The 14,560-nt window shown below is 68.6% G+C and carries 15 protein-coding genes and 2 pseudogenes; 4 read left to right on the top strand and 13 right to left on the bottom strand.

What is annotated here, in order from left to right; all coding sequences use genetic code 11:
* Window positions 1–13 precede the first annotated feature (13 nt).
* The 5 genes and pseudogenes from ACGFRG_RS00330 to ACGFRG_RS00350 all read right to left on the bottom strand — a co-directional run.
* A pseudogene (locus tag ACGFRG_RS00330) lies at window positions 14–956 on the bottom strand (molybdopterin-dependent oxidoreductase); the annotation flags it as partial.
* Window positions 957–1,150: 194 nt separating this feature from the next.
* Window positions 1,151–2,554, bottom strand: coding sequence for a cryptochrome/photolyase family protein (locus tag ACGFRG_RS00335; protein ID WP_393259790.1), 1,404 nt, complete (start codon window positions 2,552–2,554; stop codon window positions 1,151–1,153).
* A 32-nt stretch (window positions 2,555–2,586) separates the two neighbouring features.
* A complete protein-coding gene (locus ACGFRG_RS00340) occupies window positions 2,587–4,155 on the bottom strand; it encodes an SDR family oxidoreductase (protein WP_393260773.1) in 1,569 nt (522 codons plus the stop codon).
* 284 nt (window positions 4,156–4,439) lie between these two features.
* Window positions 4,440–4,700, bottom strand: coding sequence for a hypothetical protein (locus ACGFRG_RS00345; protein WP_393259793.1), 261 nt, complete (start codon window positions 4,698–4,700; stop codon window positions 4,440–4,442).
* Between the two features lie 295 nt (window positions 4,701–4,995).
* On the bottom strand, window positions 4,996–5,469 hold the full coding sequence (locus ACGFRG_RS00350; RefSeq protein ID WP_393259796.1) for a MarR family winged helix-turn-helix transcriptional regulator: 474 nt from the start codon (window positions 5,467–5,469) through the stop codon (window positions 4,996–4,998).
* A gap of 111 nt (window positions 5,470–5,580) precedes the next feature.
* On the opposite strand from ACGFRG_RS00350, the gene ACGFRG_RS00355 reads away from it, so the two are divergent.
* Complete coding sequence (locus tag ACGFRG_RS00355) at window positions 5,581–6,150, top strand: NADPH-dependent FMN reductase (RefSeq protein ID WP_393259798.1); 570 nt, start codon at window positions 5,581–5,583, stop codon at window positions 6,148–6,150.
* A 785-nt stretch (window positions 6,151–6,935) separates the two neighbouring features.
* Here ACGFRG_RS00355 and ACGFRG_RS00360 read toward each other — a convergent pair.
* The 6 genes and pseudogenes from ACGFRG_RS00360 to ACGFRG_RS00385 all read right to left on the bottom strand — a co-directional run bounded on the left by ACGFRG_RS00360 (window position 6,936) and on the right by ACGFRG_RS00385 (window position 11,222).
* The gene (locus ACGFRG_RS00360; RefSeq protein ID WP_393260842.1) at window positions 6,936–7,244 is read right to left on the bottom strand and encodes a hypothetical protein; all 309 of its coding nucleotides are present in this window, start codon (window positions 7,242–7,244) and stop codon (window positions 6,936–6,938) included.
* Between the two features lie 92 nt (window positions 7,245–7,336).
* Window positions 7,337–8,152, bottom strand: a pseudogene (locus tag ACGFRG_RS00365) (AMP-binding protein); the annotation flags it as partial.
* Window positions 8,153–8,187: 35 nt separating this feature from the next.
* Window positions 8,188–8,343 (bottom strand): hypothetical protein, encoded by a 156-nt coding sequence (locus ACGFRG_RS00370; protein ID WP_393259801.1) that lies wholly within the window; start codon window positions 8,341–8,343, stop codon window positions 8,188–8,190.
* 121 nt (window positions 8,344–8,464) lie between these two features.
* Entirely contained in the window at window positions 8,465–9,463 is a 999-nt protein-coding gene (locus tag ACGFRG_RS00375) for a hypothetical protein (protein WP_393259803.1), read from the bottom strand.
* Window positions 9,460–10,251, bottom strand: a complete 792-nt coding sequence (locus tag ACGFRG_RS00380) for a squalene/phytoene synthase family protein (RefSeq protein ID WP_393259806.1) — start codon at window positions 10,249–10,251, stop codon at window positions 9,460–9,462. The genes ACGFRG_RS00375 and ACGFRG_RS00380 overlap by 4 nt, the downstream gene beginning before the upstream one ends.
* 467 nt (window positions 10,252–10,718) lie before the next feature.
* A complete protein-coding gene (locus ACGFRG_RS00385) occupies window positions 10,719–11,222 on the bottom strand; it encodes a GNAT family N-acetyltransferase (protein WP_361430572.1) in 504 nt (167 codons plus the stop codon).
* A gap of 356 nt (window positions 11,223–11,578) precedes the next feature.
* Between ACGFRG_RS00385 and ACGFRG_RS00390 the strand changes: the two genes are divergently transcribed.
* Complete coding sequence (locus tag ACGFRG_RS00390; protein ID WP_393259809.1) at window positions 11,579–11,722, top strand: hypothetical protein; 144 nt, start codon at window positions 11,579–11,581, stop codon at window positions 11,720–11,722.
* Window positions 11,719–11,913, top strand: coding sequence for a hypothetical protein (locus ACGFRG_RS00395; protein WP_393259811.1), 195 nt, complete (start codon window positions 11,719–11,721; stop codon window positions 11,911–11,913). Before ACGFRG_RS00390 ends, ACGFRG_RS00395 begins: the two co-directional genes overlap by 4 nt.
* A gap of 19 nt (window positions 11,914–11,932) precedes the next feature.
* On the opposite strand, the gene ACGFRG_RS00400 is transcribed toward ACGFRG_RS00395, so the two are convergent.
* Window positions 11,933–12,307 (bottom strand): hypothetical protein, encoded by a 375-nt coding sequence (locus ACGFRG_RS00400; protein WP_393259813.1) that lies wholly within the window; start codon window positions 12,305–12,307, stop codon window positions 11,933–11,935.
* 1,306 nt (window positions 12,308–13,613) lie between these two features.
* Here ACGFRG_RS00400 and ACGFRG_RS00405 point away from each other — a divergent pair.
* Complete coding sequence (locus tag ACGFRG_RS00405; protein ID WP_393259816.1) at window positions 13,614–13,748, top strand: hypothetical protein; 135 nt, start codon at window positions 13,614–13,616, stop codon at window positions 13,746–13,748.
* A 207-nt stretch (window positions 13,749–13,955) separates the two neighbouring features.
* On the opposite strand, the gene ACGFRG_RS00410 is transcribed toward ACGFRG_RS00405, so the two are convergent.
* Window positions 13,956–14,327 (bottom strand): hypothetical protein, encoded by a 372-nt coding sequence (locus tag ACGFRG_RS00410; protein ID WP_361430578.1) that lies wholly within the window; start codon window positions 14,325–14,327, stop codon window positions 13,956–13,958.
* Window positions 14,328–14,560 lie beyond the last annotated feature (233 nt).

Consider the following 14,560-nt stretch of genomic DNA (forward strand, 5'->3'; position numbering starts at 1 on the left):
ACTCCCCCACCACCTTGGTGGCCTGCCAGGGGTAGGACCACCGGCGCCAGGTGTCGCGAGTGTCCTCGGCCGCGAGGCGGGCCTCTTCCCACGGTCCGTCGTCGACGCGGATTGCGACCTTGCCCATGCCGCGGTGCTGGGCCCAGGCGACACCGGCCACCATGACGGCGCCGGCCTTGGGCCGGCCGAAGGGCTTGGGCGTGTCGATCCGGGATTCCGTCTTGATCGGGGCCTGTTGTGCCCATTCCCGCTTGGCCCAGTACGAGTCGTAGGCGTCGAACGTGGGTCAGTTCGATGTCCCGGATCCATTTGCAGGCCGATACGTAGCCGTCCAGGCCGGGGACCACCAAGCGCACGGGGAAGCCGTGTTCGAAGGGCAGCGGCTGGCCGTTCATGCCGAGGGCGAGCATGGCGTCGCGGCCGTCCATGACGTCCTCGACGGGACTGCCGATGCTCATGCCGTCCACCGAGCGCGCCACCAGCTGATCGGCGGGGCCGCCCTGGGACGGCGGCTTCACTCCGCACTGTTTGAGCAGGTCGGCCAGGCGGACGCCGATCCAGCGGGCGTTGCCGACGTAGGGCCGCCGACCTCGTTGGAGACGCGGGTCAGGGGGATGTCCCGTTCGATGACCGGCATCTCCAGCAAGTCGCCGAAGGACAGGGTCAGTTCGCGCCCCACACCTTTGCCATGGATGCGCAGCCGTCACATGGTGGCGTCTGCCTTGGGGACGACCAGGGCGGTGTCGACGCGGTAGAACTCGTTGTTGGGTGTCATGAACGGGCTGATGCGGTCGATCCCCAGGGCAGTTCGCTGGGAGACGGGGGCGGCGGCCGACGACGGGGCGGGCAGCACCACGTTCCTGCGGGAGGCGACGGCGTTGTGCCCTTTGCGAACCGTTGAGGGCCCGGCCGGCCAGACCGGCCCCGGTCGACGCGGCGGCAGCGGCGGTCGCGGCCTGCCGACCATTGCAGATCCGCGGAGCAGGTCCTGCATCACGTCCCCGCAGCGCCGCGTTACTTCACCGTATTCCGCCTGTCGGCGCAGGACCTCACTGTCTGTATGTGTACTCCCCCGTAGCTGTGGCTTGGAGTAGCGCCCGGGGTGTGGGGTGCATCTGGTGTGGTGATCCACCATGAGGGACCGAGCCGGTCACCGATCAGCCAGGGCATTCGATTCTTGTTGGTCTCGGTCGCGGGCGCGTTTGAAGCGTGCCAGCCCGTCAGCGAGATCGATCAGTGGGGCCGGGTAGCCGAGGCCATCCCTCACGCCCTTCGGGAGCCGCCAGGGTTCGTGCACGTCCTGGCCGTCCACGTTCTTCAACTCAGGCACCCAACGGCGTACGTAGGCGCCGCTGGGGTCATAGCGTTTGCCTTGCCGGACGGGGTTGAGGACGCGGTGGGGACGGGTGTCGGTGCCGGTGCCCGCGGCCCACTGCCAGTTGAGCTGGTTGTTGGCGATGTCACCGTCGACGAGCAGATCCAAGAAGTGCCGGGCGCCGATCCGCCAGTCCACGTAGAGCGTCTTGGTGAGGAAACTCGCCGTCAGCAGCCGTCCCCGGTTGTGCATCCAGCCCTCGTGGCGCAGTTGGCGCATCGCCGCGTCGACGACGGGATAGCCGGTACGTCCTGCCTTCCACGCGGTGATGTCGTCGGCCGCCTCGTCTTCGGTCCGCCAACGGTCGTGCCGGGAGCGGTAGTCCTCGAAGGATGTCCGCGGCCGGGCCGCGAGCACCTGGTGGTGGAAGTCGCGCCAGCACATCTGACGTACGAACGCCTCAGCCCCGGCGCAGTCTCGGGCGCGGGCCCGCTGGACGACTTCGACCGGTGAGAGCGCCCCGAAGTGCAGGTACGGCGAGAGGCGCGAGGTGCTGTCGCCCGCAAGATCGTCGTGGCCGTCTTCGTACCCGGACAGGCTCGACCTGGCCCACCGGGAGAATCGCTCGCGCCCCGCTGTTTCGCCGCCGCGCGGAAGGCCCGGGGAGAGGCCGGACAGCGCGCCACGGTCCGGCAGGGGTTCCCCGCGCACGGCGTCGGGCACCCGCACCGTGCGGGGCGCCGGGCAGACCTCCCGCAGCCTCTCCTGCGACCAACGGCGGAAAAAGGGCGTGAACACCGCGTAGTGGTCGGAGCCCGCAGGGGTCGCGGCACCGGGGGCGACGGCAGTGACCACACCGTCGTGTACGTGCAGGGCGGCACCGCACCCGGCGAGGGCATCACGCAGGCGCTCCTCCCGTCGCTGGGCGTAGCCGGTGACGTGGGCGGCCATGTGCACCTGCGCCGCCCGGCACTGGGTGACGACGTTGCAGACCTCTTCGGCCACCGGTCCGGTGCGCACCACGAGGCGCCCCCCGCGTGCGCGCAGCGACCCGTCCAGGTCGGCGAGGCAGTCGGCGAGGAATGCGGTGCGGTTGGGCGCGTCGAAGCCCGCGGCGCGGATGCCCGGATCCCGGACAAAGAGCGGCACAACCTCGTCCGCGGCCGCGAGGGCGGCGCGCAGCGGTGGATGATCGTGCAGACGCAGATCCGAGGTGAACAGGACGACCGCGACCGTCATGGAGCAACTCCTGAGTGGTTGGTGTGGTGAGGTCACGGGCGCTTTGCCCGCCCGGTGCGCTGCCGGTGGGTCTCGGGCCGGTGCTTGTTCGGGCGTGCGCTCATACCTTTGGCGGCGGTCTGGGTGATGTTGCGGGCCATGCCGCCGAAGACGACGTTGTGGAACGGGAACACGGTCCACCAGTAGGCGTGCCCGAGGAGGCCGCGGGGGTAGAACAGGGCTCGTTGCCGGTAGCAGGTGCGGCCATCGGTGCCCATCTCGGCGTACATCTCCAGCCACGCCAGTCCTGGCATGCGCATCTCCGCCCGCAGCCGCAGCAGGTGTCCAGGTTCGATCTCCTCGACCCGCCAGAAGTCCAATGAGTCGCCGACCCGCAGTTGCTCCGCGTCGCGGCGCCCTCGTCGCAAGCCGACGCCTCCGACGAAGCGGTCGAGCCACCCGCGCAGGGCCCAGGCGAGTGGCAGGGAGTACCAGCCGTTGTCTCCGCCGATGCCCTCAATCACCTTCCACAGCCTGTCAGGGGACACGCCGACCGACAGCTCCCGCTCGTCCCGGTAGAGGCTGCCGCCCGCCCAGTCAGGGTCGGTGGGCAGCGGGTCACTGGGAGCGACGGGCAGGGCGGCGGAGGACCAGCGGGTGGCGACTTGCGCCTCCCGCACCCTGAGCACTGCCAGGGCGAGCGCCTCGTCGATCGGCTGTGGCCACCCCGGCAGGTCCGGCACGTACCGCGCGATGTCGTGTTCGTGGCATACGACCTCGTGGCGCAGCGATTCTGTGAGGGGCCGGGCGATGGCGGCGGGCACCGGGGTGATCAGTCCGACCCAGTGGCTGGAAAGTCTTGGGGTGAGGACCGGAACCGGCATGATGATCCGCTTTCGCAGCCGGGCCACGTCGGCGTAGCCGCGCATCATCTGCTGGTAGGTCATGACATCGGGGCCACCGATGTCGAAGGCCCGGTCGACTTCGGGCGGCATTGTGGCCGAGCCGACCAGGTAGCGCAGCACATCACGGATGCCGATGGGCTGGGTACGGGTGTGCACCCAGCTGGGAGTGACCATGACCGGCAACCGTTCGGTCAGGTAGCGCAGCATCTCGAATGAGGCCGATCCCGAGCCGATCACGACTGCGGCCCGCAGTACGGTGGCCGGCACCGGCGCGTCCAGGAAGATCCGACCCACCTCGGCGCGGGAACGAAGGTGCGGGGACAGCTGTGCCTGCGATACACCGCGTGGCGTGAGTGCGCCCAGATAGACGATCCGCCGCACCCCCGCAACCTGCGCCTGCTGGGCGAAGATGCGGGCCGCACAGCGGTCGGTCTCCTCGAATCCGGCACCGGAGCCGAGAGCATGCACCAGATAGTAGGCGACATCGATTCCGCGCATCGCCTCCGCTACGGAAGCCTCGTCGGTGACGTCACCCGCCACCACCTCGACGTTTTCTGCCCAGGGGTGGTCACGGAGCTTCCCGGGCGAGCGGGCCATGCACCGCACGCGGTGGCCTGATTCCAGGAGTTCTGGCACCAGGCGACCTCCGATGTAGCCGGAGGCGCCAGACACCAGGCAGTTCAAGGACTGTTGGGTCGGCTGACGCTCAGGACCCATGTTCGTGCCTTCCATCGTGCCGACGCCGCCCCGCCTTGCCCCATAAGTTCTCACGGCGCACAGCCCCCTGGGGGCACCGAGTGCGTGGCGCGCCCCGGGTCCTTGCATTCTGGCCCTCCTGGTCGGCACCGCCGAACCCGTAAGCCTTGACGCACACCGCCTGGCCTCGCCCGGCGCCCACCGCGCTGAGGGCGACCGGAGCGGTACGGCGGACCGGCGGTGACTCAGAACGTCGGTGCCCGTCGGCTGCCCGGCCGGTACACCGGCCGGGCACCAACGCGTGATCAGCCCCCTGCGACGCCGAACTGGGTGACGAGGCTCTGGTCGGTGTACGCCGCGACCATCCACTCGTGTGGATCTGTCCTGCGGTCGATGGGCCGGTAGCCGCCCTGGCCATCGCGTACCCACAGAGCCTCGGGCAGGAACAGGTGGCGGGGCACCCGGCGCAGTGCCGCGGCCAGTTCTCCGGTGACCGGGTGTCCGAGCTGTTCGGCGACCTGCGCGAGCAGGGCCTGTGTGTGCGCTGCTTGGGCCGGTGCGGTCACCGCGGGCTACTTCTTGTCCGGGGCAGGAGGGGTTGGGGGGCGGAGGCGGAGGCAGCGGACGGTTCGGCTGATGCCCGTCATCCCCGATCGGTGAGCGGTGCTTGGCCTTCACGGGGTCCACGAAGCACCTCCCTCTTCGCTCTTCTGGTCCCTTTCAGGTTAGAGGGCGGGGCCAGTTGCCGGGAGGGCGCCGCTACGAGGCGATGGCGACTGAACGCGGTGCCGTCGAAGTCACCTGTCCGGGGGCGCCGTGCGGCGAGCGTACGCACCGGGCGTCGTCGAGGCACAGGCCGGGCTATGTCTTGCGGGTGACGCCCAGCCGTTCGCGGAGGGTCTCACCGATTTCGGCCAGGGTGCGGAGCTGGGCCGGGGTGAGGGCGTCGATCAGGTGGCGACGTACGGACTCCACGTGGAGCGGGGCCGCCGTCATGATCGTGGCGATGCCGGCCTCCGTGAGGACCACCTCCGCGCCGCGGCCGTCGCAGGCCACCTCCTCGCGGCGCACGATGCCGCGCTGTTCCATGCGTGTGAGCTGGTGGGAGAGCCTGCTGCGTGACCACTGCATCAGGACGGCCAGGGCGCTGATCCGCATGCGGTGGCCTTCCGTGGAGCCGAGCACCGACAGGACGTCGTAGTCGGCCTCCGAGAGGGTGCTGTCCCGGCCCAGGTCGCGCGCGATCTCCGCATTGACCAGGGGGAACATCCGCCGCCACGCGTACCAGGCGTCCTGCTCGGACTCGGTGAGCCACCGCGGCTCGTAGAGGGTCATGCAAGCACTGTAGCCGAGTTGATGACACATCACCTACCTGGTTGACATGTCACACACCTGGCGGCTTTGATGAGTGACACGTCAACAACTACGTCGCCTGGAGCGCCCACCATGACCCGCCTGCACGTCATCTCCGCCGCCACCCGCCCCACCTCCTCCAGCCGCCCCCTCGCCCACTGGGTCGCCGAACAGGCGCACGCCCGGGGCGGTTTCGAGGTCACCCCCGTCGACCTCGCCGCGATCGCCCTGCCCTTCCTGGACGAGCCGGAGTACGCCTCCACCGGCAACTACGCCCACCAGCACACCCGCGACTGGAGCGCCCTCGTCGACTCCGCGGACGCCTTCGTCTTCGTACTGCCGATGTACAACGGCGGCTTCACCGCCCCCTTCAAGAACGCCATCGATTTCCTCTACCGCGAGTGGCAGGGCAAGCCCGTCGGCATCGTCAGCTACAGCGCCGGCCCCACCGGCGGCGCCCCGGCCGCCGAGATGCTGCTGCCGGTCCTCACCCGCATCGGTATGCGGCCCGCCGAGCGGTCCGTCGCCGTCGCAGGCATCCCCGACCTGATCGGACCCAACGGGTTCCAGGCTCCCGAGGGACTCGCCGAGGAACTGGCCGGCGTACTCGACGACGTGGCGGCGCTCGCCGTGCTCCGCACCCATGAGACCGTCATGGCCTGACGCGCCACATCATGAGGAGGCGCCCGGAAAGGCTCGCTTCTCGTCGAGGTCGCGCTTGTCCAAGGCGCGCGGCCGAGATGCCAACGGCGGGCCAGCGCTGCTACGGACGAGTCCCGGATGAACCGCTCCATCGGCCTGATCCGTTGCCACGAGCGAAAGTCCTCGACGAACGCCGCGTCATCGGCTTTGCCGGCCCGTTTGGCGTGCGGCGACAGATCGGCCAGGTTCGCCTCCACCGCCTCGCGGGCGAGAGCCATCCACTCGCTGGAGAACGCCTGACGCACACAGACCGCGCCGTCAGTCCAGAAGTCGCCCTCGATCTCCGTCATGACGATTCCTCCACACATGTCGATCCCCTCGCGGCGTAGAGATGGCCTATGGGGCCAGTCCCGCGGTGAGGGGGCTCGGTAGTCTCGTTCGTAGTCGATCGGGCTCTTGAACCCGCATGCGCTGTGCAGCCGCCTGGTGTTGTAGATGCCGGTGATCCAGGTGCCGATCCTGATCCTGGCCTCGGTGCGGGTGGCGAAGGTGTGCCGGTGGACGTACTCGACCCTTGCCCACGCTGTTGAAAGCCTCGCTCACGGCATTGTCGAAACACGATCCGACTCTGCCCATGGACTGGGTGATGCCCATGCTGCGCCCAGGGCAGTTGGGGCGGAAGCGGCGAGGGTTCCAGGCTGAAGGAAGCGGTCCGAACAGGTGACGATCAGTGCCTGCCAGCGGCCTCCGCCGGGTCCCGGCCGGCATGGGTAGCGTGACAACTTCCGTCCAGGATCCAGAGGTTGTCACCGGCGCCCCAGCCCCATGAGCCAGGAACTGATCGCTCCGGCAGTGGTATGCGCCTCCTTCTCGATGACGCTCCAGTGGTCGCCGAGGACATCGGCGGTCGCGCACGGAGCGGGCCAGGAGGTCGGCTGCCAGCCCTCGGCCGGGGACGGGGGGCGGGTGGCGCGGACCAGCAGGGTGGGAACCGGCATGGGTTCCGGGGTCCAGCCGCGGGCCAGGCGACTGTACGCGCCCAGCGCCGCCAGGGAGGTGTCGTCCACCACGGCGTCGAACTGCTCGCCCAGTTCGAGGGCCGGACGGGCGGGCATGGCCAGCAGCCACGGCCGGTCCTCGTCGTCCGGGGTGCCGGACGGGCACCGCGGTCGAGGAGGTAGGCGCCGGCCCCCACCGTGACCACCCCCAGCAGGCACAACGAGTGGGCATAGGCATGAGCCATCGGCAGCGGCCACAGCAGACGGTCCTGCGGGCCCAGCCCCCACAGCGGGGCGTAGGCCGCCGCCACCGACCACAGTGCGGCGCGCTGAGTGGACACCACGCCCTTGCTCGGCCCGGTCGTTCCCGAGGTGTAGAGGATCCAGGCCGGTTCGTCGAGGCCGAGGTCGTCGCGCGGCGGGAGTCCGGGGTCGCTTTCAGCCAGTTCCTCGAAGGCGGCCGTGTCCACTGCCAGCGTCCGCAGCCCCGGCGCGGCGTGTCCAAACGTCGGCAGCAGAGCGGCCTCCGTGACGACCAGCGCCGGGGCGCAATCACCGACCAGGTAGGCCAGTTCGGCCTCCGTCGAGCCGGGGTCGAGCAGCACCCCCACGGCCCCCGCACGCAGCACGGCCAGCCAGCTCTCCGCCAACTCCACCCGGTTGCCCGCGCAGAGCGCCACCCGGTCACCGTGCCGTACGCCCATCCGCCGCAGATGACCCGCCAACCGGGCGGACCGCCGCTCCAGTTCCCCATAGGTCAGACTCCGGCGCGCGTCCTCGTAGGCGATGCGGCCCGGCCCGCGTGCGGCGTGCTCCTTCAACGCGCCGGGCAGAGGCCGGATCAACTCGCCGCGCACCTGCTCCGCACCTTCGCCCATGAGGCCGCCTTCCCCCGAACCCGCGCCGCGGTCGCCCCGGCCAACATACTCGGCCGCGCACGTGGACATGCTTCCCCTGTCAGCGGGGGCGGCGCGACGGCACGGCTGAGCACGGTCCGCCAGGAGCTCGCAACAGTCCTGGCCCATCAAGTACGGCCCGCTGCTTGCCTGTTCAGCCCTGATCACCTTCTGGCTGACAGCACATTGGCGTCGTACGCCCCCGCGACGCCGACCGGCGCCGTACGCGGCCAGAAGCCACCGACCACTCCGGCACCGACATCGACATCGACCGACTGGAACGCCGCCAGGCCTTCGCCCTCACTGGACGTGGACTTCACCCCGCTGCGCGACCCAGACCTGGCCGCCGCAGGCTTTGGCCAAGCCGCTTGAGGGGCCGGGAGCAGGGCGGTCAACTTCACGCGACGAGTAAGCCTGGGTCTGGTGAGGGTGCTGGGTCCCTCACAGGCCGATCTCATACCGTCCTGTCTCGTGGAGCCAGGCCAGGTGCCCCGCGATCTGCTCTTCCAGCCCGCGAACGTACTGGTCGATGACCGGGATACCCCGCTGCCGCAAGTTGGTGGACAGCAGAACGAAGCTCTCTGTGTGCCGGGCCACTTCCGCCGCAGTGAGATCGATGCCCTCCTGGACCGAGCAGCCGTCGTGGTGGGCGAGCACCATGGGGAGGTTGGCGATGTGGCGGCGTCGGACGTCACGGGGGCAGCCCAGGACGTCGTTGGTGAGACCGATGGTCTGGATGGCCAGGTCGGTCAGATCCCTGATCTGCTGATCAAGCAGCAGATCAGGGGGCATTTCGAAGCCTTGCGCTACCTCGGTCAGGACGAAGTGGTGGTGCAGATGGGCGATCAGATGTCGGATGCGCCGGTACTCGGCCACCGGCGGGACCATCCCCGCGGCCGCGTAGGCGGCGTCGGCTGCCGCTCCGACGCAGTAATGCAGCATGCCTTTACGGATACGCAGCACCTGCTGGGGGGTGGCGATCTGCTCGATGCGTGCGAACAGGTCCCGGTACGCCAGCTCGATGGGGGGTCCGCTCACCGGGGCGTGCGGGTTCTCGGCGATTCTCTCGCAGGCCAGCAGGTGCGAGGCCAGAGCGGTGGTTTTGCGGCCCAGCCCCAGCTCCTCGGTGTACCGGTCGTCCTGCACAGTGGCCCAGATACAGAACTGGGTGGCGACCAGTACCCGTTCCGTCTCCCCTTCGGGGATCATCCAGGCGTAGGTGCGGCCAAGCGTGGAGTGGCGCAGATACGCCTCGTCGGCATCGCTGCGGATGATGTCGAAGTCGCGCAGCCAGGCGAGGGTACGCTCCTCCAGTTCGTCCGCGGCCGGATGCAGCCGGGCCGGCACCGGGAAGGAGATACGCGGCACCACCAGCCGGTCTGCCTCGGTGGCTTCCGTCGGCGGGGAGGCCGCCAGTCGCTGGTCCTGCCACCAGGTCACGGAGCCTGCCTTTCATGCGGCGTGGACTTGCGCGGTGTCGGTGTCCACGGCTGGAGGGCCAGTGCCCGGTGGGCTCGGGCCAACGGCTCGGCGCAGAAGGTGCGGGCCGGACCGTGTGGCAGCCCGGCCAGATAGGCATCGGCCAGGGCCAGCTCCTGACGGGCATAGCGGATCATGTCCTGTGTCTGCCAGCCGTCCGGCCAGAAGTCCACCCCGCGGCCGGTGTCCACCCCGCGGTCAATGAGGATGTTGGCGCTCTGCAGCGCCCGCCCGTAGGCCACCCCCAAGGTCCGGCTGCTCTGGGTGCCGTCGTACCACGCCCACAGGTCCGACAACAGCAACACCAACGTGCCCGCCACGGCGTACGTATACCGGTCGAGATCCCGTTCATTCTGCACGGCGAAGCCGCTCTCGGCCCAGTCGGCCATCCGCTCGGCCATCGTGGCGAACGTCTCCCACACCCGGGGCCCGATATCGGGCGGGGCCAGGCCCGCCCACTCGCCCAGGCGCAGCGTCACCTCCGGCAGCACCGCCTCGTGCGCCGCGAACACCGCAGTCAGGTCGTCGGAGGCGAAGCGCAGCTGCAGGGTCCGGCCGACCCCGCGCAGCAATACAGCCTTGTCCGTACCCGCCAGATCGGGATGGTCCTCGACCTCGTCGATCCCCCGCATCAGCAGATAGGCGCATGACACCGCCTCGTTCAGCCGGGCCGGCATGCTGATCACGGGCTCGTACCAGGTGGTGCTGTACTCCCGCACCACGGCATGCGCTTCGTCGAGCAGGACCATCTCAACACCCTTACCGCCCCGACCACTCCTGACATCAACACTCGGGCAGGGAACTACGCAAAAGCACCGGCGCACGAACCGCTAGATGATGCAGCCCAGTGCGCTGGCGCACTCGCAGAAAATGAGTAGTTACGAGAGACCCGAGCCCCCCACCGGATCGCGTCCGGTTTGCCCCTGATCCTTGTTCTCACAACCTCTCTCGGGCAAGAACCAGGGCAAGCGGCCCTCGGTCGCCACCGTCTTCCACATCCTTGCCAAGGATGAAGCGGAGAGCTGAACAGCCATCAGGGCTTCAAGATCAACTCATTGCCTCTTGACCCGTATCTCGGCGATACCCCAGAAGCGTGGCTGCGTCCAGAACCGGCCGCCGGCCCGTCAGCTTGCAGCCTTCGGACTGCTACGCCCCGGTCGCTTTCCGAGGCACTTCTCGATCATGTGAGCACGAAGCCCGGGAGCGTGCTCTCGCGTCACGGCAACGAACGTGTGAGCCAGACCACTTCACCGTTGTCTTCCGTGGAGACGTGATCCCGCTCGAACCCGAGCTTCTCAAGGACACGGAGCGATGGTGTGTTCCACGCGCCGACGGTCGACCAGAGCCGTTTCCGCCCGGTCGCGATAGCGGCATCGAGCACCGCGCCGGCCGCCTCGGTGGCGTAGCCACGCCCATGCACGCGCTGGAACAGCTCATACGCGATTTCAGGCTCCTCCAAGGTGGAGCGACCGATAATCAGCCCGCAGTAGCCGATGAAGTCGCCTTCGTCACGGCGCTGGATGGGCAACAGGGCGATCCTCGTAGTCGCCGTCGCGGTGAGCAGCTCCGCGATGGACGTCCGGATGCGCTCAACCGTAGGGGTCCCCTTGCCGCGTTCGGAGAGGAGGGCGCAGAACTCAGCGGCGTCCGACTCGGCCCAAGGCCGCAGTATCAGCCGCTCGGTCTCAAGGTGGAACGGCATCGTCTCGTACGTAGTCATGGCCCCACTGTGCCCCACTGACCATCACGACCTGCAGCTGGAGTATCAGCCTGCGCAGCTGCCGTAGCTTCGGCAGTCGACGGGGCCCGCAACAGCGCGGGAGCATGGCGCCCATGCCCGAGACCGTGTGGACCATCCGCGTGGCCACCGCCACCGCCGTGGTGATCGCGACCGCGACGGGCCTGATCGTCAGGCCGCGCACGGCACGCCTTCGCCGACCGTCGGGCCTTCGCCGAGACCGTCGCCCGCATCAACGGCGCGCCCGCAGCTCCGTAGACACGGCCCCCGCCGGTACTTGAGAGCTCGGCAAGGCGGTATGCCTCCTGCGAGAGCCGGAGGATCACGAGTAGACAGGGATGCCCCACGAGTCGGCCACGACCACGATCTGCGGCACCATCCCCGCCGTCGGATTCAGCAGACCGGAGCTCTTCACCCTGGAGAGCGACGATGCCGTCGTGGACGGCAGTCCTGCCGTGGGTCCGGAATACTTCCCCGCATGACGGGCCGCACAACACCTGCCCACGGAGAGACTGATCGCAGCCCTGCTGAAGGACGATACAAGCAGCGCCATGCGGTGGACTGCGGAATCAACCGGCTGATGCGAAACCGCGCGGTGGCCACGCGGTATGACAAGCTCGCTGTCCACTGCGAAGCGACCGTGCTGGTCGCAGCCATCAACGAGTGGCTGTGACAACCCCGGTGGGAGACCATCAGGCCCGATATGTGAACTGGCCGAGGTAGTGCAGAGAGGTACCGTGCGGGTTGGTGACCACGTTGGGAGCGAAGACACAGATCGCAGCGTCGGCCAGCTCGGTTGACTCCACATGCGGCAACCACTGGTCAGCGTACGAGGCATCCCGAAGGAGTACCTCAGGAACAACCGGAGCGAGGTGGCCGGCGTCATGGGCATGAATCGCTTCGATGCACATCGGTTCGAGCTCCGCTATTCCGGCCTCTCCCATGAATGCGGATGGCTCCGCATCCCCGTTCTCCGACCACCTCTCATCGACGTAGTCGCGGAGGTATTCATTCGAGGCGAATCGTCCACGCGAGAGGAAGACGTGCACCACGCTGGCTTCAATCACCCGACGATTGTCGCCCAACCCTGAACCCGCGCGCGACCCGCCATGAGACGCCGTTCACACGTCGGACCCGTCATCAACGAGTCCACTATGGTCACTTCTGAAACGCGCTAGAACCCCGTCACAGGACCGCGTGAAACGCACCGCCATCCGCCAACTGGAAGCGCTCGGCTACCGGGTCGTCATCGAGCCTGCCACCTAGCCCGCTACCGGCCGCCGTCGCCGACCCGCAGGCCGTACCCGCGGGGCGGGACGACGCACGCTCTTCAGGACTCTCATTTTCGGACCAGCTGGTTCAGCACGCGAACCTGGCCTTGTCCGCCGAGCTCCCCCCGACGCCCGTCCATCCGTGAGGGCCGTAGAAGGAGCCAGCCACTTGGGTGTAGTAGGTGTAGGTGGTTCCCGTACAGTTCCACGGCACCGCAGCACTGATCGTGGTAGTCGGGTCGTTGCTGGGGAAGACGTGAGAGCTGAGCAGCTGCCACCCGTACCACCGCTTGCGGAACAAGCTGACGGTCAGTTTCATCTCCGTGGCCCGGCCCGTGCAGCTGAAGGCCCCCCGGGCAGAGACGTACGCCCCGTACTTGACCAGATGGGCCGTCTGTGTACACCGGCGTGAGCTGGCCTGCGCCGCGTCGAGACCCCCGCCGGCCTCGGACGCACTCGCGGGCACAGCGAGCACGGCACACGACGTCACAACGGCGAATGCCATGGCGAATCTCATCCAGACGGTCTTCATTCCGCTCGTCCCCCTCCAACCTCCGTTGGCCAGGCGGTTGCCCCACCAACCCTCAGTGTGGGCATCGCGTCCGTTCACGTCGTCAATCCGCTGGGGTATCGCTGGTAAACCCTCGCGGTACACACAGCACCCCCTGCAGGGCCATGTCCGAGATCTCCTGGAACCGAGCCGACGGTCGATCAGCTGTTCACCCGGACCTCAGAGGGGCTGGTGGCCCTGCCGCGGAGCTTCGGCGTAGTCGACTGACGTCCGCTTCGTGATCGTCAGAGGCCGAGATGCGTATGGGGCGGCGGGTGCAGCGGCGCCGTCCGCGCCGCCGCCTCCGAGGCCGGGGCCGGGGCACCAGCACCTCGCCCGCCGGCCGCACACACCCGGACCTTGATGAGAATGGGGATGAACATTCGGATGATGGTTGAGCGCGGCGTTCGAGAGTGCAGCAACACGCGCCTGCCGGGCCGAACGGCATCGCAGATCTGGCCGTCGCCGAGGCCGACGGGACCGTGTTCTGCACCGGCACCATCGTGCCCCCGCCGCAGTGCATCGACGGGGGTCGAGAGTTACGGGTGGAGTGTGCTGTACGTCGGAAAGATCGGACTCGCCGGCATCCTCGCCCACGACCAGAAGACCACACGCCGACTCATGCGCGAGGCCGCCGCAACCGGACAGTTCGTCGGCGCCCGCATCACCACCCGCCACCTCGCCTGAGCAGAGCTGGTGAAGTTGATGGCGTTGGGTAGGCGTCCTTGGGGAGGGACGCCATGGCGAACATCCTCCAAGCCGTACTGACGATGAGCGACGCAGGGAGATGGTGAGGCGCCGGCCTGCCCGCCGTGGCGAGGAGTGGCCTTCTCGCCTGCGCGGCAGGCCCTGGACGGTGGGTGTCCAGGGCCTGCCGCGCCGCGCGCGGTGGCTCTAACGGTTGGCACCCCAGACGGTGGTGGATGAGTCGCCCACCCGCTGGACGTAGGGCTGTACCCAGCGGGAGCCGTCGTCGTTGGTCGAGAACCCGCCGCCGGTGATGCCGCCGACGTAGCCGAGATCGCTGGTGTAGGCCCCGGCCGCACAACCGACGGTGCCGTTGCTGTGGTTGGTCAGGTCGTACTCCACGAACCAGTGGCCGCTGTAGTAGAAGTGCACGTAGATCGAGCAGGTACCGGTGGTGTCCCACACGGTGTACGAGCTGGTGTTGAGTGGTGAGTGGGCCTGGGCGGCAGTGGCCCCTGAGAAGGCGATCAGCGGTGCCGCTGCGATCACAGCGAGCCTGCTCCAGATGGAACGGCGCATGGTTCTCCTCCGTTGTGGTCTCGACCAATCTGGCCAATGGTTCAGACCAATCGCAACTATGCGGTCCGCAGGGGGGAGGGTGTCAATAGTCGTGACGCAGGTGGGCCTCCTCCGCCTCTGACGGGGGGCCGCGATCATTGGACGGCCCGCACGGCGGCGCTACAACAGCTCGCCCGTGGCATCGTTCTATGGTCCGCCACCCTGTGCCTACCGGGGCGTTGCCCCGGGTGGTA

Origin of the sequence: Streptomyces sp. NPDC048696, from assembly GCF_043198895.1 — a bacterium.
In the GTDB taxonomy this organism is placed as follows: Bacteria; Actinomycetota; Actinomycetes; order Streptomycetales; family Streptomycetaceae; genus Streptomyces.

Coding starts and splice junctions, on each gene's coding strand:
- ACGFRG_RS00335 (WP_393259790.1), bottom strand. CDS start 2,554: ATGACGGTCGCGGTCGTCCTGTTCACCTCGGATCTGCGTCTGCACGAT.
- ACGFRG_RS00385 (WP_361430572.1), bottom strand. CDS start 11,222: ATGACTACGTACGAGACGATGCCGTTCCACCTTGAGACCGAGCGGCTG.
- ACGFRG_RS00360 (WP_393260842.1), bottom strand. CDS start 7,244: ATGCCCGCCCGTCCGGCCCTCGAACTGGGCGAGCAGTTCGACGCCGTG.
- ACGFRG_RS00355 (WP_393259798.1), top strand. CDS start 5,581: ATGACCCGCCTGCACGTCATCTCCGCCGCCACCCGCCCCACCTCCTCC.
- ACGFRG_RS00395 (WP_393259811.1), top strand. CDS start 11,719: ATGACGGGCCGCACAACACCTGCCCACGGAGAGACTGATCGCAGCCCT.
- ACGFRG_RS00350 (WP_393259796.1), bottom strand. CDS start 5,469: ATGACCCTCTACGAGCCGCGGTGGCTCACCGAGTCCGAGCAGGACGCC.
- ACGFRG_RS00340 (WP_393260773.1), bottom strand. CDS start 4,155: ATGGGTCCTGAGCGTCAGCCGACCCAACAGTCCTTGAACTGCCTGGTG.
- ACGFRG_RS00410 (WP_361430578.1), bottom strand. CDS start 14,327: ATGCGCCGTTCCATCTGGAGCAGGCTCGCTGTGATCGCAGCGGCACCG.
- ACGFRG_RS00380 (WP_393259806.1), bottom strand. CDS start 10,251: ATGGTCCTGCTCGACGAAGCGCATGCCGTGGTGCGGGAGTACAGCACC.
- ACGFRG_RS00390 (WP_393259809.1), top strand. CDS start 11,579: ATGCCCCACGAGTCGGCCACGACCACGATCTGCGGCACCATCCCCGCC.